Below are 24,108 nucleotides of genomic sequence, written 5' to 3'. Positions count from 1 at the left end.
AAAAATCCCCCAGCGAAAGAATAGGGGTCACGCCATCAAATGTCTATATGTTTAACCCCTGACCAAGAGTGAACGGGTTTTATAACGAATCAGTCATCCAGTGGCAGACCAGCAATTCACTGGGCAGGCGGCTAAAGCCAACCACCTCACTTTCAATCATTCGGCGCATTTGATTGGAAACAAAATTTCAATACTCTTGAACAGCAGAACTCTCTCGAACCAGGCGAAATCCACCAATATTTTTAAACGCTTTCAAGCGGTTAGCCGACCGGGCGAAAGAAGGATAAAAACGCCAACTCCCCCCCCTTAAAACCCGGTATTCCGCCTCTGAGGCTCCTTTGGGGTCAACCACGGCATGAGGCCGATATGGCGCGTACCAATCTTCACAGAGCTCCCAAACATTGCCATGCATATCGTATAGTCCCCACTCATTGGGAGGATAACTGGCCACAGGTACAGGCCCCTGGCTCCGAGAAAAGCTTCTACAGCCATCACGAACCACTAAACCATTCACATTCGCGTGCTTGCCCGTCAGACACTCTCCTGTACTGAATGGTGTTTGAGATCCCGCTCTGGCGGCATACTCCCACTCGGCTTCGGTTGGCAAACGATAACGGGCGTTAGCATCTAATTGATTTAACTTGTTGATATAGGCCTGGATCATTTCATAACTCACCCGTTCTACCGGGCAGTTTTCTCCACACAGGGAGAAAGCTGAAGGATTTTCTTGCATCAATGCCATCCACTGACCTTGCGTGACTTCCGTCGCCTGTAGATAGAACGCCTTGCTGATTGTTACCGGTCGTTGGGCTTCATCAACGTCGAAGTCCGGATCCTCACTCGAGGCTCCTTGCACAAAAGAACCTGGAGCTATCCTGACAAACGTCATTCCCAAAGAATTTGTAACAACTTTTGCCCCCGACACCAAGGGCTCTTTTGTCTCCGCGCCATGACTGGATGCGTTCGAAACTTCCGGCATGGAAGACGGCTCTGCCACACAAGAAGACAAAACCACACCTGCTGTTAACCAAAGAACGACCCAGCGCCACAACCTCATGACTTTCTACCTCTTCTCGCTTTCAATTTTTACTCATAAAAAAAGCAGCATCTGACGATGCTGCTTCCAAATAACAACTACAGCTAATGGATATCAGTCCAGAGCATTTTTGATCAGGGTAGCCAGAACACGGGATCCCGCTGCGGTTGGATGAATACCATCACTGGTAATGTAAACGCGCTCATTACCAAGGAAGGCATCTCGTGAATCAACAAATTTAACACCCATCGCCGGATAGTTGGCCGCTTTATAATCCATCGACAGTTTATTGATTGCACTGTTGGTCTCATCTTCCACATAGTAGTAACCCAGGAAAATGATTTCATTAATGCCGTCATTACGCATATCGGCCACCAGGCCGGAGATTGTCTCTTCAATGGCGAACAAAACTTCCTGAATACACGCCTGAGTTGTGCAATCACCACCGTCACCTAGGAGAAAATCGTTACCACCACCATTCATAATGACGGTATTAATGCCACGCTTGCTGGCATCATCGTACTGATTAGGTACATTATAACGGCTGCTACAAATGATATTCCCACCATTCATCTGACAACCACTGCGCGCATGGGTATCAATATCTTCATTCAGATCCTCTTCCAGATACGCATGAATATCTCCGGACAGTGCAAAGATAGAGTCCCCAATAATCATTTTATCCGTGTCGGATCCGCCAGACAGAGAACCGGCCGAAACACTGAAGGAAAAACAGGTAGCTGCGGCCAGAAGCGCGAGCTTTTTAAAAATTTCGATCTGCATTTTTTACTCCATTTATGTCTTCTTAATTTTAGTCACATCATCCAAGTGATACAGATCACCGGAGAAAAGAAAGAACCTATCCTGCGCTTTAACAGAAGCACTTTCCGACTACGGAGTGTAAGGAGGTAACATCAGATGGTGTATGACACTAAATTCCTGATAAAAGAAATAGAGGGAAGTCATATCACAATAAGGAAAAATCTTGACAGGCTTGTACGAACCGGTATTTCGCCATCAGCAATAGCTTATTCTTTCAAAAAACTTAGCCCAACCGACGCCACAGGGATAACAAAATCAATCCGAACAATGCCGTAAACATTACATTAATAAAAAGGTATGGATGCTGACTAAAAAAACTGCCTGAATCACCCGGGGAGTAAGGGACATTTAACACTGCGGCCATTTTTTTATGATAAGCGGTTTGCACAACCGTCTCCCCACTGGGAAGAACAAAACCCGAAGGACCGTTATTAGTGACATGCACCATTGGCAAACGATTTTCCACGCTCCGCAGTACTGATGAGTTCATATGCTGATACGGTTGCAGGCTGCTTCCAAACCAGCCGTTATTGGACATGGCAACAATCACCTGACCAGGTCGCTCTGCAACAGCACGAGCAGTGAACTGAGAGAACATCACTTCGTAGCAGATTAACGGAATCAGGTTTACCTCCCCCACTTGAAAATAAGCCGGCCCCTCACCCGGGGAAAAATCCACAAAGAAACCTGATGCATTTTGATAAAACCACTGCTTTGCTTGTGGCAGATAATTCAGTAGCGGGATATATTCACCAAAAGGTACTCGCTTTATTTTTCGGTAACGTTCTTGCAAGCTTCCCTTGTCATTCAAAAAGACAGCGGTATTGTACATTTCACGTTGCAAACCCTCTTTAATTTCTTCTGTATCCTGGAAGATCAGAGGAACACCCGAACTGGCCACCTGATTCTCCAGTGCATTGCGCACGTGTGGATAGGTAAAAAACCCTTTATATCGGGTCTCTGGCCAGACAATGACATCCACATTTTTTTGTATCAGTTTTTCCGTTAATGCCATTTCAGGAGGGTATGCCCTGCTGTACCCAGGAGTTGGTGGTGGTAGCGTTTCGGACGGAGTCTCATTCGGCTGAACAATCCCAATTCTTTTTACCGGCCAACTGGCCACTTCCCGACCCCAGGCATCGAGAGCGTAACAACCATATCCCAACCAAACCGTCAGCAACACACAAACACCGACCTGACACTCCCTGAATAGGGTTGCGCCTTTATGATGGCCAGCAACCTCTCGAATGGCTAAAAAAAACGTCACGTTCACCAGCGCAATTAAAAAATCCAGGCTGGCAACACCAAAAAACTCGATTGCCTGTATTGCCACCAAAAACTGGCTTTGGCTCTCGCCAAGCTGAACGGTAAAGAGCATCGGGAAATAGCTGTAAGCAACCGCACAAAGGACAGGAAAAACCCAAAACTCCGACAAACCGGAACTCTGACATATCCATCGATAAAGCATCATTAAACAGGCTGGAAGCTGCGCACAATACAACCAAAAAATCACCGCCCCCAAAGCCAGACTGCCGCCTTCAAGCCCCTTATACAACGCTATAAAATCAATAATCCAGAAAGCTGCGGTCAGGTACATCACCAAACCGGCACACAACCCCAGCCCATAAGCTTTGGCGGGAGAGGCAGATCTTACAACCCAAAGCAATGGTACAAAGGCAAACCAGGTGAGCAGATACAGAGAAGGATAATTATATGGCAGCGCCAACAAAAGTCCCGTCAACACTGATCCCGCAATTGTCGTCAGCCAACCCTCGGTGGACAATGACTTGCGGACAATATTTGTCTCCCGCAGCGTCTCGACAACTTTAGTAGTCACTATCGGGCTCCTGCCTAGAGGTTTGACTGAACTGATTCATCAGCTCATTGAGCTTTCCTTTCTTTTGCCCCTCGGTCAAGGTGTCATCAGACATGATTTCCCAGCGGTCAAACAGATACCAGGTAAGCCGGTCAGATTCTTTAAACAAGTCATCGCTGACGGCCTTCCCCATACATTTCTCCCGCACGGAGATCTGCTGTTTGTAATTTTGTCGCTGAGAAAACAGATTGTTTTTCTGATTGTCAAAACGCTTTTCCAGAGCATCTTTTTCACGGCTGTAACATAAATAACCAGGAAGAGCATTGGCGAGTTCAACCCCTCTCTGATCGGGCAGGCTTTTTCCTAACAGATAACGGATTCTTTCAATGCTTTCCGGAGGAACGTTCTGTTGCACCAGTGGCCTCACCGTGGCATTCAACAAGTTGAGCAATTCTTCCGAGGAAAGCGAAACCACTTCTGCGCTTATCTTTTCTTTATTCCTCTGAGGAAAATCAAGATCACTGAGCGATTTGCTGATGCCGTTAAAGTGAGTTTGGGTTGCTGCAGGATCCAGATCATCAACCACAACACCGTCATAATAGGGATTTACGTAAAACTCACTATCATCCGCCTGAGCAAGATTCACCGATGAGTGCAAGTCAGACCCCTCCCACAAGGAACCAAGCAGCAACAGAAGAACCATAATGGCTGGAGCGACCAGATATTTCATACTCTTTACAGAACCGGAACCTGAAGCGCTTCCATTTTTTCACGTTCGCCTTCTGAAAAATAAGATGACCATAACGTGATTACTTTTTCTTTCTGATCTTCGGAAAGATTGTCTCCGCCGCTCTCTTCCAGCAACTTATTTTTTTCAGCGACGAACTGTTTATACCTGTCTTGCCAGCCATTAGCCTCAACGACACTATTAACGTATCTATTTTGAATAGTGGCCTTCTTTGTTTGACGCTCTTCAGCAGTCAATTCTTTATTGGAAGCCAATTCAAAGCTGGCCCGCATAAACTCGCTCTCGGCATCGGATTGGGCAAACAGCTTTTCAGACACTTCAGCGCCCAGGTAGGATTCCCGCAGCGCCTGAATACTGGCTTGTCGCTGCTCATAATCTTGATTCAAATGATTATCCTGATGCAGATTTTCAAATTCTTCTTTGGCTTTCAGGTATTCGTAGTAGTTTCCAACCACCAGCGCCACCTGACTTCCCGCTTTACCCGGCATGGCCACCTGAATCAGGTCTTTGAGTTGCGCCAGCGACAGTGTATCCAGCTCCAACCCCTGCTGCCCCAGAGCCTCATTCAAAGCCAGCATTGCCTCATGATCCAGGATGACATTGCCACTGTCATCGACCCGAACTTTCTGGGTTGCTTCAAAGATTCCCTCTGCATCGAACATCGCCAAACCAGATGCAGACTGACCTGAAAGCACTTCGGATCCGGCATGTGTTCCGGCATCTGCATCGTCTCCAGACTGCGAGGATGTCGATATATTTTTTCCTGTATTTTGGTTAACAATTTGATAACGAACTTCGCGAGCTTTAGGGTCAGCGACTACTACTGAAGATGCATCTACAGTCACCGTCTGCATTTCAGCCAATAAAACAGCACCGGCAAAAGCGGCCGCAACTACAGCTACACACCCGAGAACTACAGCAATCGTTTTTTTATTTTTCACTGGAGCACCAATCAGTTAACTTTCTCTTTGCGGGATATCGCACATACGGGTAGCCACCCTACTAGTCATCCCCACCCTGACACCTTCAAGCCATCAATGTAAAAACACGTGCTGCTTACCGCAACGCCTAGCACTCAATAGCTCATAATATTGTATGAAATGCGCTTGTCTGTCAGACAGGCCAAAGCCTATCATTAACACCATTGCAGCACAGAACTGTTGATGCCATCTTGCAACGGTTCGACAGAGGCCCTACGACCAACAATAATAAATATGCTGCCACCAACATAATTTGTTACTACATGCCAACCTGAAGATTAGCCATTTTAATGGTCAGAGTTCGACATCAAGTGAGATAAAGCACGCTAACCGTCAACCACTCTTCGAATCAGACCAGCACACTCAACTAAGATAATACGGTAGAACAATGGACGTACACTCAAAAGTCATTCCCTTTGAGCTGCATCCAATGGGGTTTATTGAGGTGTTCACCCGGCTGGGTGCCGACACAGATCTGCTGCTGAAAGAGACCGGTATTAATCGCAACTTTTTTACCCGCCGTGGCGATAAAATATCATACAACCAGCAAACTCAGCTTCTTAAAAACGGCATAAAACTTTGCAATACGCCAGGGCTCGGCCTGCTGGCTGGCATGAATATGGATTGGGGATACCACGGTTCGGTTGGCTCTATTGTATCCTGCAGCCCCAGCCTGAAAAACGCCGGCGCAGCCATGCGCCGCTTTTTGCCGATTGCCCAACCCCACTACAACATGCTGGCCGGCCAACCCGGCATCTATGTGGACAAAGATGGGATTATGGTTAATCCGCTGCGAATTCTGGCTCCGAAACACCACGATCCCGAACTGGATCTGTTCGAAACCGAATACCGCCTGGCAATCACCCTGAGGCTCTATGACCAGTGTGGCAACAAGCAGGTAGCCAACAATGAAGTGAACGCCTTACTGGCATACCCAAAACCAGCGTACTTCTACCTCTATGAGACTTTGCCCTGCAATAAAGTCGTTTTTGGTGCCAAACAAACCGCGGTGTCCTGCCACTATCAGTTCCTGATTGAACCCTGGCGGGAAATGCGAGCAGCGATCTTTAAGCGGGTCATTGATCAATGTGAAGACGAACTCAAAGCCTCCCACCTGGAAACCAGTATGACCTCAAAAGTCCGCTGGCATATCAGCTATCACTACAACGAGCAGGTCACATTGGAGCAAATCGCAGAACAGCTGGCGATCAGCCCGAGGGCTTTAACCCGTAAACTGGCCAACGAAAACAGCAACTTCAGACAGATCATGCACCAGGTGCGAATGGAGCTCACAGCTTTACATTTGCGCTCATCGTCACTCAGCGTCGATGAAGTCGCCGAGTTAATGGGCTTTTCCAGCGCCTCCAGCCTCAGGCGCGCGGTCAAAAACTGGAGCGGGAAGACCGCTGGCGCGCTCCGCGATGACACCTCAGGCTCAGCCCCGCCCAATTACAATTTTTCGACCTCTCCCGTCAGCTCTGGAGCCCTTCCCGCCTGATCACTCAACGGCGACTCTCCCTCCCTCGGACCACTGGCCAATGGGCTTTCTGCTGAAAGGCAAGGGGCGGTCACAGGGGCGACTATTCCCCTTCTCTGCGAGAACAAACGCGGACAGATTTCCGGATTGCCGGATTAAGCGTTGACAAACCGCACTCAAACGGGACACTAGTAGCCATTGAGAAGCCCCAGTGGCATTTGTAGTTACTCTATTATTGAACAGAATGAGCCCCCTATGGAAATGACCAAGACCCTCGGTGAATTTATTATCGACTGCCAGGCCGAGCATCCACATGCTACCGGCGCCCTCACCGCCATTTTTTCTTCTATTCGCCTGGCTTCCAAGGTGCTGCATCGCGAAATCAACAAGGCAGGCCTGGTCGATATCACCGGCGCGGTTGGCTCAGAAAACGTACAGGGTGAAGAGCAACAGAAGCTGGACGTCTACGCCAACGAGAAGTTCAAGACCGCTCTCGCTGCCCGCGGGGTCGTTTGTGGCATTGCCTCAGAGGAAGAGGATAAATACGTCAATTTTGAGGAGGGGAACAGCCAGGAAGGTGAGTATGTGGTGCTGATGGATCCCCTGGATGGCTCGTCCAATATCGACGTTAACGTCTCCGTCGGCACCATCTTCTCAATCTACCGTCGAGTTTCCCCGGTGGGTGAGCCGGTAACGGCCGCCGATTTTCTTCAACCGGGCCATAAACAAGTGGCCGCCGGTTACGTGATCTACGGCTCCTCCACCATGCTGGTCTATACCACAGGCAATGGAGTCAATGGCTTCACACTGGATCCAAGCCTGGGCGTGTTCTGCCTGTCCCACCCGAACATGAAGATGCCCGAAGACGGCAAGATCTACTCCGTCAACGAAGGGAACTACATACACTTCCCGACAGGCGTCAAAAAGTACATCAAGTATTGCCAGGAAGAGGACGAGACGACCCAGCGCCCCTACACATCGCGCTACATCGGCTCACTGGTTTCCGACTTTCACCGCAACCTGATCAAGGGCGGGATCTACCTCTACCCCACCGCTCGCAACTACCCCAGCGGCAAATTGCGCTTGCTGTATGAGTGCAACCCCATTGCCTTTCTGGCAGAACAGGCGGGCGGCAAGGCAGTCTGCAACCCTGGTGAAGCCATCATGGACATCACCCCGGAAGAACTGCACCAGCGCACGCCGTTTTTTGTCGGATCAAAGAATATGGTGGAGAAAGTAGAAGAGTTTTTGGCAGCAGAACAGTAATCTCCTCAACCACCAACTCTCCGGCAAGGTGCACCGGTTTAGGTGCACCTGATATTAAGAAAGGACTATTGGCAAAAATACCCGCCTTAGAGTGAACTGAAGTAGGCCGCCAGATCGGCGATATCCTGATCACTCAGAGGAGCCGCCATACCCGCCATAATTGCCGCCTGCCCCCCTTTGCGATCGCCATTTTTGTAGGCTTTCATCGATAATTTCAAATACTGGGCATTTTGCCCTGCCAGATTCGGGTAAGTGGGAATCGCAGCTTTACCATCCACCCCATGACAGGAAGTGCAAACCGCCGCCTTGGACTTGCCTGCCGCAGCATCGCCTGCGGCATGAGCCGCAAAAGGAACGCTCAACAACAGAGCAACAGATACACACAAACGTAACATCATCAGTTTTCTCCTAACGGTCATCAATTTATACTTTTCAATTATACGCACGAATCCCGAGGCAATACGACCTATTGATCATACGCCGACGTCTCTCGGCAAAACCAGCAACGACTATGGCCCGCTATGCCTGAACAACTACTGAATCCCCTCCGCCAGACTGCCGTGGTGGTGCTCTCGCTACTGTTCTCGCTCCTGTTGCCGATGACCCAGGCCAGCGAACAACCCGAAAGCTCCCGACAGATGGAACAGCAACCTGAAAACATGGCGCTACAGCCCTTTACCAGCGACGGTTGCAGCATCTTCCCCAACGGCACACAGGAAGATCAGAAATTATGGCTATCCTGTTGCCAAAAGCATGATTACGACTACTGGAAAGGTGGCACCGAAGCCGAAAGGCTGGCCAGCGATGAGGCCCTCAGGCAATGTGTTGCCGCCGCAGGCGAGCCTCGCATAGCCCAATTAATGTTGACCGGAGTTCGCCTTGGCGGCAGCCCTTACCTGCCCACAAAATTTCGCTGGGGTTATGGCTGGCCTTACCTGCGTGGATACAAAGCACTAACTCCCGAGGAACAAGCTCAGGTCCACAAACTCAGCCAGGCCATTGAATGGTAAGATGACCTGATAACGAAATCTGTAAAAATACAATAAAGCCGAGGATTCCACGTGACCACAGAACATAAACACCGCCCAGTAACCGAGATCGAAACCATCACCCCACGCTTTTGCGAAACAGACGCTCTGGGTCATATCAACAATGTCAGTTATGCCGCCTGGCTGGAACAGGGGCGTATGCGCTACTTCATGACCAACCTGGACAAAGACCGCAATCCATTCATGTTGGTCAAAATAGAAATCAACTACCGCAACGAGAGCTTTCACGGAACCGATGTAGAGGTGCACACCTATCTGTCCAGACTAGGGAACAGTTCTCTGACGCTATCACAAAATATCTATCAGAATGGCAACCACGTTGTCGAATCGACGACCACACTGGTCAACTACGACTTCGACAATAAATGCAGCCTGGCTTTTGATGAAACACAGAGAGCGCAGTTGACCGCACTGATGGGCTGAAGGAACACTAAACCCATCAGCGGCGATTTTGATACACCCAGTTGCGGTGCATGTTATCGCAGACCCACAATTCGTCGCTCAGACTCTGACACCAGGACAGGAGACTTTGGCATCTCGTCATCGTAGCGGGGTTTCACCCCCAGAGTCTTTTTATCGCGTTTTAGAAATTCAAACACGCTTTCCAGGCGCTGGGCAAAGCTTTGCTGTTGACGCTGAGTGTCTTCCCAAATGTAATAAAACTTGCTGTAACTCATCGTCGACGCCCCCAGCCCGATAGTAAGCATCTTTTCAATATAATGACGATAACTGACCGACAGGTACTCCTCAGGCGACTGTAAACTGGTATTGTATTCCGGCAACTGCAATCGATTGGCGGCGGACAAGCTGTGACTGGTCAGCTGTCGATTGGGACGATTAAGCACAAACTGAAAACGTTTTTCCTGGCAACGAATGACCCCTTCCAGTAATTGGCACGCACTCGGATCCAGAGAGTCTCTGTGAACAGGTCTGTCAGCGGTATAAGTCGATCTGACTTCTGCGGAGACTGCCGGTGTCTTTGATCGCCCAACCTTGTTTGGCGTTTTCTTTTTTGGAGATACGTCAACACTGATGTCTTGCAGCGAGATCCCCTCACGGGCAGCGGGTCGCTGAAGCAACAATTTCTGAGTGCCAGGATCATTGCGACGAAAGTCCCTGAGAGAAGGCAAGACAACGCCCTTGCCTTTCAGCTGACAGTAGACGGCTTCCAGTTCTGTTTGGGACTGGCAGCTCCAGGCGGCGGCTGCCAGCGCGAACCACAACACCAGGCAACGTATCACAGACACTATGAAACGGCTGCGGTACAGCAACAATCCCCCCACAGCCGCTACTCTTCCGGCAAGCGCAACAAACCATCCACCATGCGCCGCAGGGTGGCTTCAGCCAATGACCACTGACTTTCGTTCTCCCCTACCAATAGCAGGTTATATTCCAGATAGAATAAGGTCCCCATGGTCACCTGAGCATCGGCCAGCGGGCTCGGCGAGCCCAATACCGAGAAAAAATCCTGAATGGCTTCCAACTGCAGCCGATGGGGAATGGCAACCAACCTGGCCAACTCTGCATTACGCAGGGCCTCGTGACGAAAAGCCACTTCCACATGTCGTTCAGAGGCACTTTCAACCTGGGCCTTAACATGTGCCAGCAACACGGCCACAATGCCTTTCCCCAGGCGCCTGCGATCCTGCAAAGACATACCCGCTCCACTCTCTTTCTGCAGCTGATCTTCTCCGAGAATCGTTGTCAGCAATTCAAGCCCCTGCTCCTGCAGCCGGGCTGAATCGGTGCTTAAACGTGTTTCCACGTAGTGCACGAATGCATCGTGTAAAAGGGAGTGAATATCATCGAAATAATAAGTTGTCGCCGCCAGGGGAACATCCGCCTCAGCAGCGACAGCCCGATGCTTGACCCCACGGACACCGTCGCGCTCAATCACTCTGAGTGCTGCTTCTAAAATGGCTTTGCGGCGGATACGACTGTCACTGCGCAAAGCAGAGCGTCCCTGATACTGAAGGATATCGTCAAAGCGACCTGATTTAACCCCGCGACGCTTTTGCCCGGACTTGCTTCTATCTTCTGATTTAGTGTGCACGACTGTCCCTTCCAAGCGAGCAATTGCTGTACATGAAACTTGTTATTATCCGCGTTACGCTTTTATGTAAGCCATCATAACGCAACCAGAGGCATGGGGTGAACAGAAGTGGAAATGATCGGTCGAACTCTTGAAAATACAGCAGCATTAGTGATCTGACTGTCAGGTCAGTCGACAAAAACAACTCCAGAAAAACCCGGTGACAACCCGCCTAGAGATGAGACAGTCGGGAAAACTGCGGTCGCAAATACTCAGCCTGATCTTCGCGAATACGACTGCCGTTAATCAATGCCAGATATTCCGCTGCATTAGGACAGTAGGGTAACGCAACCAACTCCATATCGATTTCTTCGAGCAACCAATTCCCTTTGCGTTGATTGCAACGCTTGCAAGCAGCGACAACATTAATCCAGCGGTCGCGTCCGCCTCGACTGCGAGGCTGCACATGATCGCGAGATAAATCTTTCGCCCCAAAATAGCGTCCACAGTACAAACACTGATGATTATCTCGTGCAAATAATGCCGGATTACTCAAAGGCGGCACCATCCGCATTGGCGCAAGCCGACCTCCGCCGCACGCCAGAATGGCGGGAACTTCGATATAACTCTGCCGACCGGTCAGTCGCGAACAGCCGCCGTAGATTTTCCGCACGACCCCGCCCAGACTCCAGGAAACAAGATCGCGGGCGTAAAGACAAACGGCCATTTGCCAATCAATCCATTCCAGCGGCTGACCGGCAGCGTTTAACCTGAGAATTCGTGCGTCCATCACACCACTCTCCAATAAGATTCTGGTACAGAGTCAGGAACAAAAAGCGCCGGGCGGTTAAAACACAAAGAGAAAGAGGGGCTGACAAGGCGCTGAAGCTTGCAGTAGGGGTATCGACTCAACGTGACGACGACACAAAGTAGAGAGACACAATAACAGGTGAAGGCTAAACCTCCTCTGAAACAAACACATGGTTAATAAGTAACCTTGTGCTTCAAGTATCCGACGAGGGGGTCAGGGAGTCAAGTCTGTAACCCCGGTAAATGGCCCAATGCATTCCCTGCAATAAAACATACACCGGACTGAAATATTGCGTGAATCTGGAAAACAAACAAGAGGCTGAGAAGGCTCAGTGAGAATATCAATACCGGATTGTAAAAACTGACTCACCAAAAACGAAAAAACCCCGATGGCGTCCTGCCATCGGGGCACATTCTCACAGGATTTTCTTACCCTAAGTCCTTCAAATTTCAGCAAATTCCCTAATCCATGCTGATTGTTTTCCTAGTTCCCTATCGCGCATCCTTACGCATGCATCCAATGCATGAGTAATGATAGTAGATCCTGGCTTTTACAACAGTGGTGATTGACCTCAATGTTTGTAGGATATATCTCACACGCCGGTGGCAATTTCTTCATTTGAGCGACACCACCTACAAATTCTGAATATGAAAGTGCGTATTGTGTGTTTTTGTTGATTAAAAAATTTCATCGGGCTCGAGCTCAAACAAATAACCCGGGTCCAGATCCAGATCACGCATAATATCCTGCCCATCTTCTTGTAGCAGTTTGATATCACTGTCTTCCAGCTGTTGATCCAGCCCCTGTTGAATGACAATTTCAACGCGACGATTTCGGGCCCGGTTCTCAGAGGTGTTGTTATCCACCAAAGCCATGGTGTCAGCATGTCCGGATACCGTAAAACGGCGTGGATTCATGTCGCCTTTCATCAGCTCCTGAGCCACTGTGACGGCGCGAGCTGATGATAGTTCCCAGTTGGAGCGAAAACGCGGAGTACGGATGGGTAAATTATCCGTATGCCCTTCCACCAGAATTTTTCCGGGTCTTTCTTTCAACACTTCGCGAATTTCATCCAACACATCGTAGTAATCTTCCTGCAACTCAGCCGAGGCCGTTTCGAAAGATCCTTTTTCCCGAATTCGGATGATGATCTTTCGCCCACGGGTCTCCACTTCCACTTCGCCTCTTACGATTTGGTCGTGAAGCGCCGCCGCAATATCCGAGGCATCCTGTTGCGTTTGGGCAATGAGCTCTTCCAGTTTTTGCTTCACCCGTGCCCGCACACCGGCTTCCAGATGTTCCTCTCCCTGCTCGATATCAAATTCCTGCGAGCAATCTACCTCAAGTGAATTTTCCGTCAGGTTTTTGGTCTTCTGCCAGATTTCATTGACCGGAGTCGGTTCAGGAATAGAGGGACTGAATTCCTGTGCGATCACACTGGTGCCTTTGGGTACGTCCACCACATTGAGTTGATTCTGGACACCAAACGCCTGAGCCATGGAGCCTGCCAGCCGCTTGAATTTCATCGCATCCATTTCGGAAAACGACAACAGCAACACAAAGAAGCACATCAACAGTGACATCAGATCCGCAAAGGTCGCCATCCAGGGAGGCAGCCCCTTTGGGCAATCACACTTTTCCTCTTCTTCAATCATCACGATCAGTCAGCCTCAGCAAACTCACGCTTGCCTTCCGGCAGATAGGTGCGCAACATCGAATCAATCACACGGGGATTCTGCCCCCCCTGAATCGCGAGCAGCGCATCGAGCACCAGCTTTTTAATGGTCGCTTCCTCATTGGCTCGCAACTTCAGTTTGTCGGCCATCGGTTCAAACACGGCATTGGCCAACATCGCCCCATAGAGCGTAGTCAGCAGTGCAACCGCCATCGCCGGCCCAATCGCTTTGGGATCATCCATATTGGCCAGCATCGCCACCAGACCAATCAGGGTTCCGATCATCCCCATAGCCGGAGCCACCGTCGCCAGCGCATAGAAAATACTGGCCGCCGTACTGTGTCGCGCCTCTGCCAGAGTGCGATCTTTCGACACCATGGTTTTCACCACTTCCGGATCGTGACCGTCCACCAGCAACTGAATGCCCTTCTGCAGGAACTCATTGCCGACCTCTTTACCCTCCAGAGCCAGCAGTCCCCCTTTGCGGGCAATGTCAGACAGCTCAACGATCTCATCGATCAGATCAGCCGGATCCGTGACATTGGCAAAAAAACTCTTTGCCGCGACTTTTCCGGCTCCCAAAAACTGACCCAGGCCAAATTTGGCCATGACAGCAAATAAACTGCCACCTATCACAATAATCAACGAGGGCACATTGACGAACATACTTGCATCACCATTCATCAACATGGTGGTGAAGATAAGCCCGACAGCCCCCAGAATTCCCACAATGGTTGCTAAATCCACAAATACCCCCGCAACATTCAATCAGCAGATCTGCACACACGTGCAGACAAAGGACAGTGACCGCCGGAATGCTCCTTCAGCCCCTGTCGAAAAGACCTATCCCCCTTATCGGCCGGATTCTAAAAATCCACACCCTTTCTTTCAGGTCTGTCGTCATCTCGCCATCGCGCCCCCCAAACCTGGGCTCAGGATCTGCATGAACAACCGCAATTGCCACAGTCTTGATTGACCTCTTCCGCCCCCTTCGGTAGGGTTGCGCTTCTGTTTACCACCCATGAGAACCTCACCGTGGCAGCCAAGAAAAAAGCCGTTGATTTCGAATCCTCCCTGCAACAACTGGAAGCACTGGTCACCGACATGGAAAAGGGGGATTTGAGTCTGGAAGAGTCCCTCAAGGCCTTTGAAGCGGGCATCAAGCTGACCCGTGAGTGTCAGTCCCGACTGTCCGAGGCGGAGCAAAAGGTCCAATTGTTGCTCGAGGAGCAGGGACAGCTGGTGGCACAGCCATTCTCCGATGCAGATGAGCTGTGAGCCCGAGTCATGACATCCAGCCCGAACTCCCCGCTAGCCGCGTTTCTGCAGGACAGTCAGACCCGTATTGACCGGGCTCTGGACGCGGCACTGTCACAACTCACCCCCAACAGCGAGCCCGACCTGATTAACGCCATGCGCTACAGTCTGCTTAACGGCGGCAAGCGCATTCGCCCGGTGCTGGTGTACGCCAGTGCCATTGCAGTGCAGGGTACCATCACACCGGCAACGGATCAGGTCGCCTGCGCTCTGGAATGCATTCACGCCTACAGCCTGATTCACGATGACCTGCCAGCCATGGACGATGACGACCTGCGCCGCGGCAAACCCACATGCCACATAGCATTTAACGAAGCCACCGCCATTCTGGCCGGAGACGCCCTGCAGGCACTGGCTTTCCAAAGCCTGGCATCAGCCCCTCTGCTGGACAGCGATACTCGCCTGCAACTGGTTCAACAGCTGGCACAGGCCGCTGGCGCTCAGGGGATGGTCGGTGGACAGGCCATTGATCTGGCCGCGGTAAACAGCGCCCTGACCCTGGAACAACTGCAACACATGCATAACCTGAAGACCGGCGCCTTGATTTCAGCCAGCATCCTGATGGGCGCAACCGCCACAGGACGCGCCGATCCGGCTCAGTTGGCCTCACTGAAAACCTACGCCGACGCAATCGGGCTGGCCTTCCAGGTTCAGGACGACATTCTCGATGTCACCGCAGATACCGCCACCCTGGGCAAACAGCAGGGCGCCGATATCGCCCTCAACAAACCCACCTACGTCTCGCTGCTGGGGCTGGAAGGAGCACAGCGCAAAGCCCTGGAGCTTCACCAGCAGGCTCTGGCGGCACTGAACGACTTCGGCGAAGAAGCCGATCACCTGCGGGATTTGTCGGCCTATATCGTCGAAAGGGAAAAGTAGCGACGGGCCTCAACGCGACCACGCCTGCGATGCATTAGCGGCCAAAACCCGTCCATTTTGACCACTCATGCCTCACACACCGCACCCGTCGCGATAAAACTCCTATGCAAGGCCGGCCTATCCCCCTAAAATCGCCCTTTTAGCTCAGAGCAATACCAGCACTCATGTTTGATGAAATTCCACTGACCCGCCCCCTGACTCCCCTGCTGGATCAGGTGAATTCGCCCGCTGACCTGCGTCAACTGGAAGAAAAACAGTTGCCACAATTAGCGCGGGAACTGCGGGAATACCTGCTTTACAGCGTCGGCCAGACCGGAGGACACTTCGGAGCCGGACTGGGCGTCGTGGAACTGACCATTGCTCTGCACTACTGCTACAACACCCCCGAAGACCGTCTGGTGTGGGATGTTGGTCACCAAACCTACCCCCACAAAATCCTGACCGGACGCCGCGAGCAAATGCACTCCATGCGCCAGGCCGGCGGTTTATCCGGTTTTCCCAAGCGCACCGAAAGTGACTTCGACACCTTTGGTGTGGGCCACTCCAGTACCTCCATCAGTGCCGCTCTGGGGATGGCGTTAGGCGCCGAAATGGCTGGCAGTGACCGCAAAAGTGTTGCCATCATCGGTGATGGTGCCATGACTGCCGGCATGGCCTTTGAAGCCCTGACCCACGCGGCTCACACCGAAACAGACATGCTGGTAGTGCTCAACGACAACAACATGTCGATCTCCCGCAATGTGGGCGGACTGGCCAATTACTTCTCCAAAGTCTGGGCCAGCAAGCTGTACACCAATTTCCGCGAAGGCAGCAAAAAAGTACTGTCCAAGATCCCGCAGGCCTGGGAGCTGGCGCGCAAGACCGAAGAACATATGAAAGGCATGGTGTCCCCGGGCACTCTGTTTGAGGAACTGGGCTTTTACTATATCGGTCCCATCGACGGTCACGATCTCGAGCGTCTGACTCACGACCTCACCAACCTGCGCAACCTGCCCGGCCCTAAACTGCTGCATATCATCACCCAAAAAGGCAAAGGCTTCGCACCCGCCGAAGCGGATCCGGTGGGATACCACGCTCTGAACAAGATTGAACCCAAACCCAAGGTTCAGGAAGCCACCCCCCAAGCCCAGAAGAAAAAGAAGTATCAGGATATTTTTGGCGACTGGCTCTGCGACATGGCCGAGCAGGACGACAAACTGGTCGGCATCACCCCGGCCATGTGTGAAGGGTCTGGCATGGTGGACTTCGCCAAACGCTTCCCCGAGCGCTTTTACGATGTGGCCATTGCCGAGCAACACGCTGTCACCCTGGGCGCAGGCCTCGCCTGTGAAGGGCAAAAACCGGTGGTCGCCATCTACTCCACCTTTTTGCAACGGGCCTACGATCAGCTGATCCACGATGTGGCCATTCAGAATCTGGACGTTACCTTTGCCATCGACCGCGCCGGTCTGGTGGGCGAGGATGGCCCCACTCATGCGGGCAGCTTTGATCTGAGCTTTTTGCGCTGCATCCCCAATATGCTGATTGCCGCGCCCAGCGACGAAAACGAGTGCCGCCAACTGCTGACCACCGCCTACGAACACCCGGGCCCAGGAGCGGTACGCTACCCGCGCGGCACCGGCCCCGGCTACCCGATCGACAAGGCGCTGACAGCACTGCCCATAGGCAAGGGCGTGGTCAAACGGGAAGGCAAAAAGGTCGCCATCCTCAATTTCGGCACCCTGCTGCCAGCGGCTATGACGGCCGCCAATCAGCTCAACGCCAGTGTCTGCGACATGCGGTTTGTGAAACCTCTGGATACGGCTCTGATTGAAAAGATGGCCAACGAGCACGATCTGCTGGTGACTCTGGAAGAAAACACTGTTTCAGGCGGCGCCGGTAGCGCCGTGATGGAGTGGCTGGCCGAACAGGGCATAACCACCCCCCTGCTGCCTCTGGGCCTGCCGGACACGTTTATCGACCACGGCAAGCACGACATTCTGCTGGACGAGGCCGGACTCAGCGCTGATAAAATCCTCCATCGGATTCAACAGCGAATTGCCCCAGCCAAGACTCAGGCTTCTGCCGGCTCCTGAGGACCGGTCTGACAGCCTGACATCCAACCCACTTCTCAACCGCCGCTGGATAGCTTATGCCCTGGTTACAACTCCACGTGAACACCGATCGCACCCAGGCCGAAAGTCTCGAGGACGCCCTGCTGGCTGCCGGCGCAGTCTCAGTAACCCTGCAGGACAGAGCCGACCAACCGATTCTTGAGCCCGCCCTGGGGGAAACTCCGCTGTGGGACGACACCCTGATCACTGGCCTGTTCGATGCCGAAATCGACACCAAAGCCACCACCGAAATTGCAGCCCGGGCTTTTGGGGCAGAGCTACCCAGCCACCGCTGGGAGCTGCTGGAAGACAAGGACTGGGAACGGGAGTGGATGAAAAACTACCAGCCCATTCACTGCGGCCACGACCTTTGGATCTGTCCCAGCTGGATAGACACCCCGGATCCAAAGGCCACCAACCTGATGCTCGACCCGGGTCTCGCCTTTGGGACCGGCACCCATCCGACCACGTTTATGTGCCTGCAATGGCTCGCAGAGCAAGGCCCCTTCAGCGGTGAGACCTTTGTCGATTACGGCTGCGGTTCCGGCATTCTGGGCATGGCCGCACTGCTGCTGGGCGGCTCACAGGTTACCGGTACCGACATTGATCCACAGGCCCTGCTGGCAACGCACGACAATGCCGACCGCAACCAGATCCCGCGGGACAAATTTCCGGTGTACCTGCCGGCTGATTGTCCGGAACTGCAGGCAGACGTCATGCTGGCCAACATTCTGGCGGGGCCTCTGGCCGAGCTGGCGCCCAGCCTGAACGCCCTCACCCGTCCCGGCGGCAAACTCTGCCTGTCAGGGATTCTGGCCACCCAGGCCGAAACCGTGATGGATGCCTACCGCCCCTGGTTTGATTTTGACCCCATTCGACAACAGGACGAATGGGTCTGCCTGACCGCCGTGAAACGCACTTGAGATCGCGGGGCGTCCGATCCAGTTTCACCTCATGAATCAGGCTTTTTGAGCTGAGGCGAAACTTGCGCCCCTTCAAACATCGGGCATCTAACGCCAACGACTTATTTACCGCCCCCGCGGGAACGACTAAACTCTCCCGCTACGCCAACATTTCAGGGAATATCAGACGCCATGGCAGACAGGGTGACATGCTGCCCTCATTGCAGCACCTCCTTCCGCATTTCCGACGCCCAGCTGCAAACAGCCAAGGGTGCGGTGCGCTGTGGCTCCTGCCTGCAAATTTTTCGCGCCCTGGATCACCTGCTGCCCCAACCCGGGCAACAAGCACAACCTGCCGCAGCAGAACAGCCATCTCCTGCGCCTCAGGAATCTGCTGAACCCCAGCCAGAGAGCACACCGCAACCCCCTGCCGAAAAGCCGGAGCCTCCCGCTGAAGCAGAGCAGTCCGCTCTCGATACTGAAGAGCCTATAGCTAATCACGAAGAGCCTTTGGCCAGTCATGAAGAGCCCTCGGCTGTTGAGCCTGAGGACGCGTCAACCCACAGCATCGACTCAACAGAGTCCGATGACGAAGACGAAGACGAAGACGCCGACAGACTGACACAACAGGACAGCATCTTTACCAGCGATGACGAAGAAGAGGACTTCGACATCCACAGCACCACATACAACCGCGCCCTGTTCAGCCTGGAATCCGATGGCGAAACCGACGAGGATGACGAGCCGGAAGCCGACATCGATTTTGAGCTTGAAGACGATGTATTGATCTCTGACGACATGGACCGGAAGAACGCTTCCGAGACCTTCAGTCTGGGACAGCTGAGCGATGACTTCCTCGACACGTCAAGCGACAAGCAGCAACAAAGCTCGCTGTTCGATCGCAAACAGAAGAAAACCAAAAACCTGGAGACCGAAGCCTCGGACGAATCCTGGGCTGAGGAAATGCTGCAGGAAATGGAATCCGAGTTGACCGATTCCGATTCCCCTGAGAAAAAAGTCTCCGCTGAAGATGAGTACTACCCGGAAGGCTCCGGTATTTTGAAAACCTTCGGCGGCACATACCTGAACGAACCCAGCGCAAAATCTCCCGACACAGAAGACTTCGATCCGGAACAACCCGATCCGCTCTTCGTCAAAACACCCAGCCTGCCGGCTGACGAAACCGGGGAGTACGACCGGCTGTCCAGCGGCAGCTTCGATACCCTCGACGACGACACCATCGACAGCGAGCTGGGCGAGTCCTTTTCCACTCGACGCGAACCGCTGTTCACGGTCACTGGCGACCAGGACGACTTCGACGAGAGCCCTGCCGCCGCCAGCTCCAAGTCTCAAGCTGACAACGTTCACTACGACTACGCTGGAGACGATTCCCAGCGAGACGATCACGACCTGCTGTTGCAAGGTATTGCTCCGGCGCCCGTGGAAATGGACTGGCACGTTGAAACCTCTCCCTGGCCCAAGCGCCTGCTCTGGGGCAGCCTGAGCCTGCTCGCCGGCCTTGGGCTGGTGGCCCAGCTGGCCTATTTCAATTTTGAAGAATACAGCCGCACCCAACCCTGGCGACAGGCATACGCCAGCCTCTGTCCCATACTTGGCTGCGAGTTGCCTTCATTGTCTGACCCAAGGCAGGTCAAAGCCTACAATCTGGTCGTTCGAAGCAACCCCGACACCAAGGGCGCCTTGATTATCGACAGCATCCTGCTGAACACCGCCAGCTTTGATCAACCGTTCCCGGATTTTGCCCTCACTTTCAGCAATCTGCAGGGCAAACAGGTGGCCTATCGCCGCTTTACGCCCCGCGAATATCTCGGTGGAGAACTTGCCGGCGCCACCAGCATGCCGAGCGGACAACCGGTTCACATTTCCCTTGAAGTGGTCGATCCGGGTCCCGATGCGGTCAACTACACGGCCACCATACCGAACCATTGATCCCGGGATTAATCGGGTGCCAATAAGGATATTTCACGGCATCTGTCAACGCCTATTTTTTCGGCAATCTGTGCAATTTGTGCTTCCAAAACCCCGCCCTTCGCAGGTATGATACTCCCCCTTTTGAAAACGACCGGCGGAGCACGGAAACCGCCTTCACAGCCGGTCACAAAGGACAGTAAGGCGTGAAACTGCAACAGTTTCCGCAGGTGCAAATTGGGGTGAATCTTGTTTCAAATTGGTCCATACCACATCGACAGGCCCGTGGTGTTGGCGCCGATGGCCGGTGTAACCGACCAACCGTTCCGACAGCTTTGCCGTCGGCTTGGTGCCGGTCTGGTTGTCTCGGAAATGGTCACCTCAGACTCGCGTCTATGGAACAGTCGCAAATCTCAAACACGTCTAAACCACAGCGGAGAAGCTGAACCTCGTTCCGTCCAGATTGCCGGTGGCGATCCAGAGATGATGGCGACAGCAGCCCGCATGAATGTGGAGCGGGGCGCACAGATCATTGATATCAATATGGGCTGCCCTGCCAAAAAGGTTTGCAAAAAAGCCGCTGGCTCCGCCCTGCTTAAGGACGAGCCACTGGTCAAAGACATTCTCACAGCCGTTACCGCAGCCGTCGATGTGCCCGTCACATTGAAGATACGTACCGGCTGGAGCAGCGACCATCGCAATGGCATTACCATTGCCAGAATGGCCGAAGACTGCGGCATTGCCGCCCTGGCAGTTCATGGACGCACCCGCGCCTGTGGCTACAGCGGCGATGCCGAATACGACACAATCGCCGCCATTGTTGATGCCATCTCCATCCCGGTATTCGCCAATGGTGACATTGATGAGCCAATCAAGGCCAAGCAGGTGCTGGATTACACCGGCGCAGCAGCCGTCATGATTGGCCGCGCGGCACAGGGGCGCCCCTGGATTTTTCAGGAAATTAATCACTTCCTGAACACCGGTGAGCAGTTGCCATCGCCACCGGCCCAGGAAATCCGGGACATCCTGTGCGGACACCTTGATGAGCTGCATCGTTTTTATGGCGATTTTATGGGTCTTCGTATCGCCCGCAAACACGTGGGCTGGTATTTGAAAACGCACGCAGGCAGTGAGGCGTTTCGCAAGACCTTTAACCAGATAGAGAACGCTCAAGAGCAACACACCAGTGTTCGGGACTACTTCGAACAACTGATAACGAAAGAGGATAAAGCAGCATGAACACAGCTGAAGCGCTGATGGCTGACGCGCCAATCGAACTGACCAGCACTGTCAACGAGCCGGCTCCTGTAGCCACTCAGAACCAATCCCTGCGGGATTGCGTGGAACAGGCCATGGACAACTACTTCAAGCACCTGGACGGTCAGTCAGTGAGTGACGTCTATGACCTGGTCATGGCTGAAGTCGAAGCCCCCATGCTTGAAATCGTGATGAAGTACACCCGTCACAACCAAACCAAGGCCGCTCAGGTTTTGGGCTTGAACCGCGGCACACTGCGCAAAAAGCTGAAGCAATACGGATTACTCTGATTCGTCGCTATACTTTCCAGGAAGGGTGAGCTTGCTCACCCTTCTTTGTTTGACCTTGTTGAAAGTCGGCCCGCTCCGCTGACAACAACTCTCCAACCTATGTAAAACGGAACCACCCATGACCCAACTCGTGAAAGTTCAACGCGCCTTAATCAGCGTGTCCGACAAAACCGGAATCGTTGAATTCGCCCAATCCCTGAATGCTCAGGGCGTGGAAATCCTCTCCACGGGCGGCACCTACCGTCTGCTGCAGGAAAACGGTGTCCCTGCCATTGAAGTCTCTGACTACACCGGCTTTCCCGAAATGATGGACGGGCGCGTAAAAACTCTGCACCCCAAAGTACACGGCGGCATTTTAGGGCGTCGCGGTACCGACGATGCGGTCATGGCAGAACACGGCATTACCCCAATTGATATGGTGGTCGTGAACCTCTACCCGTTTAAAGCCACCGTGGCAGACCCCAACTGCGATCTGCCCACCGCTATCGAAAACATCGACATTGGCGGCCCGACCATGGTTCGTTCTGCCGCCAAAAACCACAAAGATGTGGCCATTGTGGTCAACGCTCACAGCTACGACACTGTGATCGAAGAAATGAACGCCAACGACGGCGCTCTGGGCTACGAAACCCGTTACGACTTGATGGTGCAGGCGTTTGAGCACACCGCTCAATACGACGGCATGATTGCCAACCACTTTGGCGCCCGCAACACCCAGAATGAAGCCCGCGCGTTCCCCAACACCTACAACGTGCAGTACGAGAAAGCCCAGGACATGCGCTACGGCGAGAACCCTCACCAGCAAGCGGCCTTCTATGTCGAAGCCGACGCTCAGGAAGCTTCTGTTGCCACCGCCACCCAGATCCAGGGCAAAGAGTTGTCGTTCAACAACGTTGCCGACACCGACGCCGCACTGGAAACCGTCAAACTGTTTGACGAGCCCGCCTGTGTCATCGTCAAGCACGCCAACCCCTGTGGTGTGGCTGTAGCGACCGACATCAAAACCGCTTACGAGCTGGCCTTTGCTACTGATCCGGAATCCGCGTTCGGCGGCATCATCGCCTTCAACCGCGAACTGGACGCCGAAACCGCCCAGCTGATCGTCGACAAGCAGTTCTCTGAAGTGATCATTGCACCCAAAGTGTCTGCCGAAGCGGCGGCGGCCGTTTCCGCCAAGAAAAACGTACGTCTGCTGGAGTGCGGCGAGTGGGGCGCTGAGCGTCCGGTTGCCTTCGACTACAAGCGCGTTAATGGCGGCCTGCTGATTCAGGAAAAAGACAACGGCATGGTCAGTAAGGACGAACTGAAGGTGGTGACCAAGGTTCAGCCATCCGACGAGCAGATGGACGAGCTGCTGTTCGCCTGGAAAGTGGCCAAAATGGTGAAATCCAACGCCATCATCTACGCCAAAGACGGTCGCACCATCGGTGTGGGCGCCGGTCAGATGAGCCGTGTGAACTCCGCCCGTATCGCAGCCATCAAGGCCGAGCACGCCAACCTGGAAGTGAAAGGTGCGGTGATGGCCTCTGACGCCTTCTTCCCGTTCCGCGACGGCATCGACAATGCGGCCAAAGTGGGCATCAGTGCGGTGATTCAGCCCGGTGGCTCCATGCGTGATGAGGAAGTGATTGCCGCGGCCGATGAACACGGCATGGCGATGGTATTCACCGGCATGCGCCACTTTAGGCACTGATTAGGTAGGGTATTTACCGCCATGGCTGCGTTGCTC

Annotated in this window: 23 protein-coding genes; 12 read left to right on the top strand and 11 right to left on the bottom strand. The window is 53.0% G+C overall.

Annotated features, from left to right (window positions below; translation table 11 throughout):
• Nucleotides 1–187 precede the first annotated feature (187 nt).
• The 5 genes from KOI40_RS04760 to KOI40_RS18830 all read right to left on the bottom strand — a co-directional run bounded on the left by KOI40_RS04760 (nt 188) and on the right by KOI40_RS18830 (nt 5,363).
• Nucleotides 188–889 (bottom strand): formylglycine-generating enzyme family protein, encoded by a 702-nt coding sequence (locus KOI40_RS04760; protein WP_233710060.1) that lies wholly within the window; start codon nt 887–889, stop codon nt 188–190.
• 261 nt (nt 890–1,150) lie between these two features.
• The gene (locus tag KOI40_RS04755; RefSeq protein ID WP_216096314.1) at nt 1,151–1,819 is read right to left on the bottom strand and encodes an SGNH/GDSL hydrolase family protein; all 669 of its coding nucleotides are present in this window, start codon (nt 1,817–1,819) and stop codon (nt 1,151–1,153) included.
• Between the two features lie 262 nt (nt 1,820–2,081).
• Nucleotides 2,082–3,602 carry an apolipoprotein N-acyltransferase gene (gene lnt / locus KOI40_RS04750; protein ID WP_369413155.1) on the bottom strand — a complete coding sequence of 507 codons (1,521 nt, stop codon included), beginning with the start codon at nt 3,600–3,602 and terminating at the stop codon, nt 2,082–2,084.
• An 82-nt stretch (nt 3,603–3,684) separates the two neighbouring features.
• Nucleotides 3,685–4,404, bottom strand: coding sequence for a lipase secretion chaperone (locus tag KOI40_RS04745; RefSeq protein ID WP_216096312.1), 720 nt, complete (start codon nt 4,402–4,404; stop codon nt 3,685–3,687).
• Between the two features lie 5 nt (nt 4,405–4,409).
• A complete protein-coding gene (locus KOI40_RS18830) occupies nt 4,410–5,363 on the bottom strand; it encodes a lipase secretion chaperone (RefSeq protein ID WP_216096311.1) in 954 nt (317 codons plus the stop codon).
• 427 nt (nt 5,364–5,790) lie between these two features.
• On the opposite strand from KOI40_RS18830, the gene KOI40_RS04735 reads away from it, so the two are divergent.
• Complete coding sequence (locus tag KOI40_RS04735) at nt 5,791–6,900, top strand: AraC family transcriptional regulator (protein ID WP_216096310.1); 1,110 nt, start codon at nt 5,791–5,793, stop codon at nt 6,898–6,900.
• A gap of 234 nt (nt 6,901–7,134) precedes the next feature.
• Entirely contained in the window at nt 7,135–8,145 is a 1,011-nt protein-coding gene (gene fbp, locus KOI40_RS04730; RefSeq protein WP_216096309.1) for a class 1 fructose-bisphosphatase, read from the top strand.
• An 86-nt stretch (nt 8,146–8,231) separates the two neighbouring features.
• Here the strand turns inward: fbp and KOI40_RS04725 are convergent, their stop codons facing one another.
• Complete coding sequence (locus KOI40_RS04725; protein ID WP_216096308.1) at nt 8,232–8,543, bottom strand: c-type cytochrome; 312 nt, start codon at nt 8,541–8,543, stop codon at nt 8,232–8,234.
• Nucleotides 8,544–8,666: 123 nt separating this feature from the next.
• Between KOI40_RS04725 and KOI40_RS04720 the strand changes: the two genes are divergently transcribed.
• Together KOI40_RS04720 and KOI40_RS04715 are read left to right on the top strand one after the other, a co-directional pair.
• Nucleotides 8,667–9,155 carry an FAD-binding oxidoreductase gene (locus tag KOI40_RS04720; RefSeq protein WP_369413149.1) on the top strand — a complete coding sequence of 163 codons (489 nt, stop codon included), beginning with the start codon at nt 8,667–8,669 and terminating at the stop codon, nt 9,153–9,155.
• Between the two features lie 51 nt (nt 9,156–9,206).
• Nucleotides 9,207–9,617: an acyl-CoA thioesterase gene (locus KOI40_RS04715; protein WP_216096307.1), complete on the top strand. Its 411-nt coding sequence runs from the start codon at nt 9,207–9,209 to the stop codon at nt 9,615–9,617.
• A 53-nt stretch (nt 9,618–9,670) separates the two neighbouring features.
• On the opposite strand, the gene KOI40_RS04710 is transcribed toward KOI40_RS04715, so the two are convergent.
• The 5 genes from KOI40_RS04710 to pomA form a co-directional block, all read right to left on the bottom strand.
• Entirely contained in the window at nt 9,671–10,441 is a 771-nt protein-coding gene (locus KOI40_RS04710; protein WP_216096306.1) for a hypothetical protein, read from the bottom strand.
• Nucleotides 10,442–10,482: 41 nt separating this feature from the next.
• Nucleotides 10,483–11,247, bottom strand: a complete 765-nt coding sequence (locus KOI40_RS04705) for a TetR/AcrR family transcriptional regulator (protein WP_216096305.1) — start codon at nt 11,245–11,247, stop codon at nt 10,483–10,485.
• A 211-nt stretch (nt 11,248–11,458) separates the two neighbouring features.
• Complete coding sequence (locus tag KOI40_RS04700) at nt 11,459–12,016, bottom strand: HNH endonuclease (RefSeq protein WP_233710054.1); 558 nt, start codon at nt 12,014–12,016, stop codon at nt 11,459–11,461.
• Between the two features lie 698 nt (nt 12,017–12,714).
• Nucleotides 12,715–13,695 (bottom strand): flagellar motor protein MotB, encoded by a 981-nt coding sequence (locus KOI40_RS04695; protein ID WP_369413148.1) that lies wholly within the window; start codon nt 13,693–13,695, stop codon nt 12,715–12,717.
• Nucleotides 13,696–13,697: 2 nt separating this feature from the next.
• Entirely contained in the window at nt 13,698–14,459 is a 762-nt protein-coding gene (gene pomA, locus KOI40_RS04690; RefSeq protein WP_216096303.1) for a flagellar motor protein PomA, read from the bottom strand.
• A 288-nt stretch (nt 14,460–14,747) separates the two neighbouring features.
• Here pomA and KOI40_RS04685 point away from each other — a divergent pair, with 288 nt between their 5' ends.
• The 8 genes from KOI40_RS04685 to purH all read left to right on the top strand — a co-directional run bounded on the left by KOI40_RS04685 (nt 14,748) and on the right by purH (nt 24,072).
• Nucleotides 14,748–14,990: an exodeoxyribonuclease VII small subunit gene (locus KOI40_RS04685; RefSeq protein ID WP_216096302.1), complete on the top strand. Its 243-nt coding sequence runs from the start codon at nt 14,748–14,750 to the stop codon at nt 14,988–14,990.
• A gap of 9 nt (nt 14,991–14,999) precedes the next feature.
• The gene (ispA, locus tag KOI40_RS04680) at nt 15,000–15,908 is read left to right on the top strand and encodes a (2E,6E)-farnesyl diphosphate synthase (RefSeq protein ID WP_216096301.1); all 909 of its coding nucleotides are present in this window, start codon (nt 15,000–15,002) and stop codon (nt 15,906–15,908) included.
• A 164-nt stretch (nt 15,909–16,072) separates the two neighbouring features.
• A complete protein-coding gene (gene dxs, locus KOI40_RS04675) occupies nt 16,073–17,983 on the top strand; it encodes a 1-deoxy-D-xylulose-5-phosphate synthase (protein ID WP_216096300.1) in 1,911 nt (636 codons plus the stop codon).
• Between the two features lie 56 nt (nt 17,984–18,039).
• Nucleotides 18,040–18,924 carry a 50S ribosomal protein L11 methyltransferase gene (gene prmA, locus KOI40_RS04670; protein WP_216096299.1) on the top strand — a complete coding sequence of 295 codons (885 nt, stop codon included), beginning with the start codon at nt 18,040–18,042 and terminating at the stop codon, nt 18,922–18,924.
• Nucleotides 18,925–19,095: 171 nt separating this feature from the next.
• Nucleotides 19,096–20,853, top strand: coding sequence for a DUF3426 domain-containing protein (locus KOI40_RS04665; protein ID WP_216096655.1), 1,758 nt, complete (start codon nt 19,096–19,098; stop codon nt 20,851–20,853).
• Between the two features lie 228 nt (nt 20,854–21,081).
• Nucleotides 21,082–22,071: a tRNA dihydrouridine synthase DusB gene (gene dusB / locus KOI40_RS04660; protein ID WP_255568223.1), complete on the top strand. Its 990-nt coding sequence runs from the start codon at nt 21,082–21,084 to the stop codon at nt 22,069–22,071.
• Entirely contained in the window at nt 22,068–22,379 is a 312-nt protein-coding gene (gene fis, locus KOI40_RS04655; RefSeq protein ID WP_216096298.1) for a DNA-binding transcriptional regulator Fis, read from the top strand. Before dusB ends, fis begins: the two co-directional genes overlap by 4 nt.
• A gap of 118 nt (nt 22,380–22,497) precedes the next feature.
• Nucleotides 22,498–24,072, top strand: a complete 1,575-nt coding sequence (purH, locus tag KOI40_RS04650; protein WP_216096297.1) for a bifunctional phosphoribosylaminoimidazolecarboxamide formyltransferase/IMP cyclohydrolase — start codon at nt 22,498–22,500, stop codon at nt 24,070–24,072.
• Nucleotides 24,073–24,108 lie beyond the last annotated feature (36 nt).

Source organism: Pseudomaricurvus albidus (assembly GCF_018863235.1).
GTDB lineage: Bacteria > Pseudomonadota > Gammaproteobacteria > Pseudomonadales > Cellvibrionaceae > Pseudomaricurvus > Pseudomaricurvus albidus.
The sequence above is the reverse complement of the archived record's forward strand: the minus strand, read 5'-3'. Positions and strand labels throughout refer to the sequence as shown.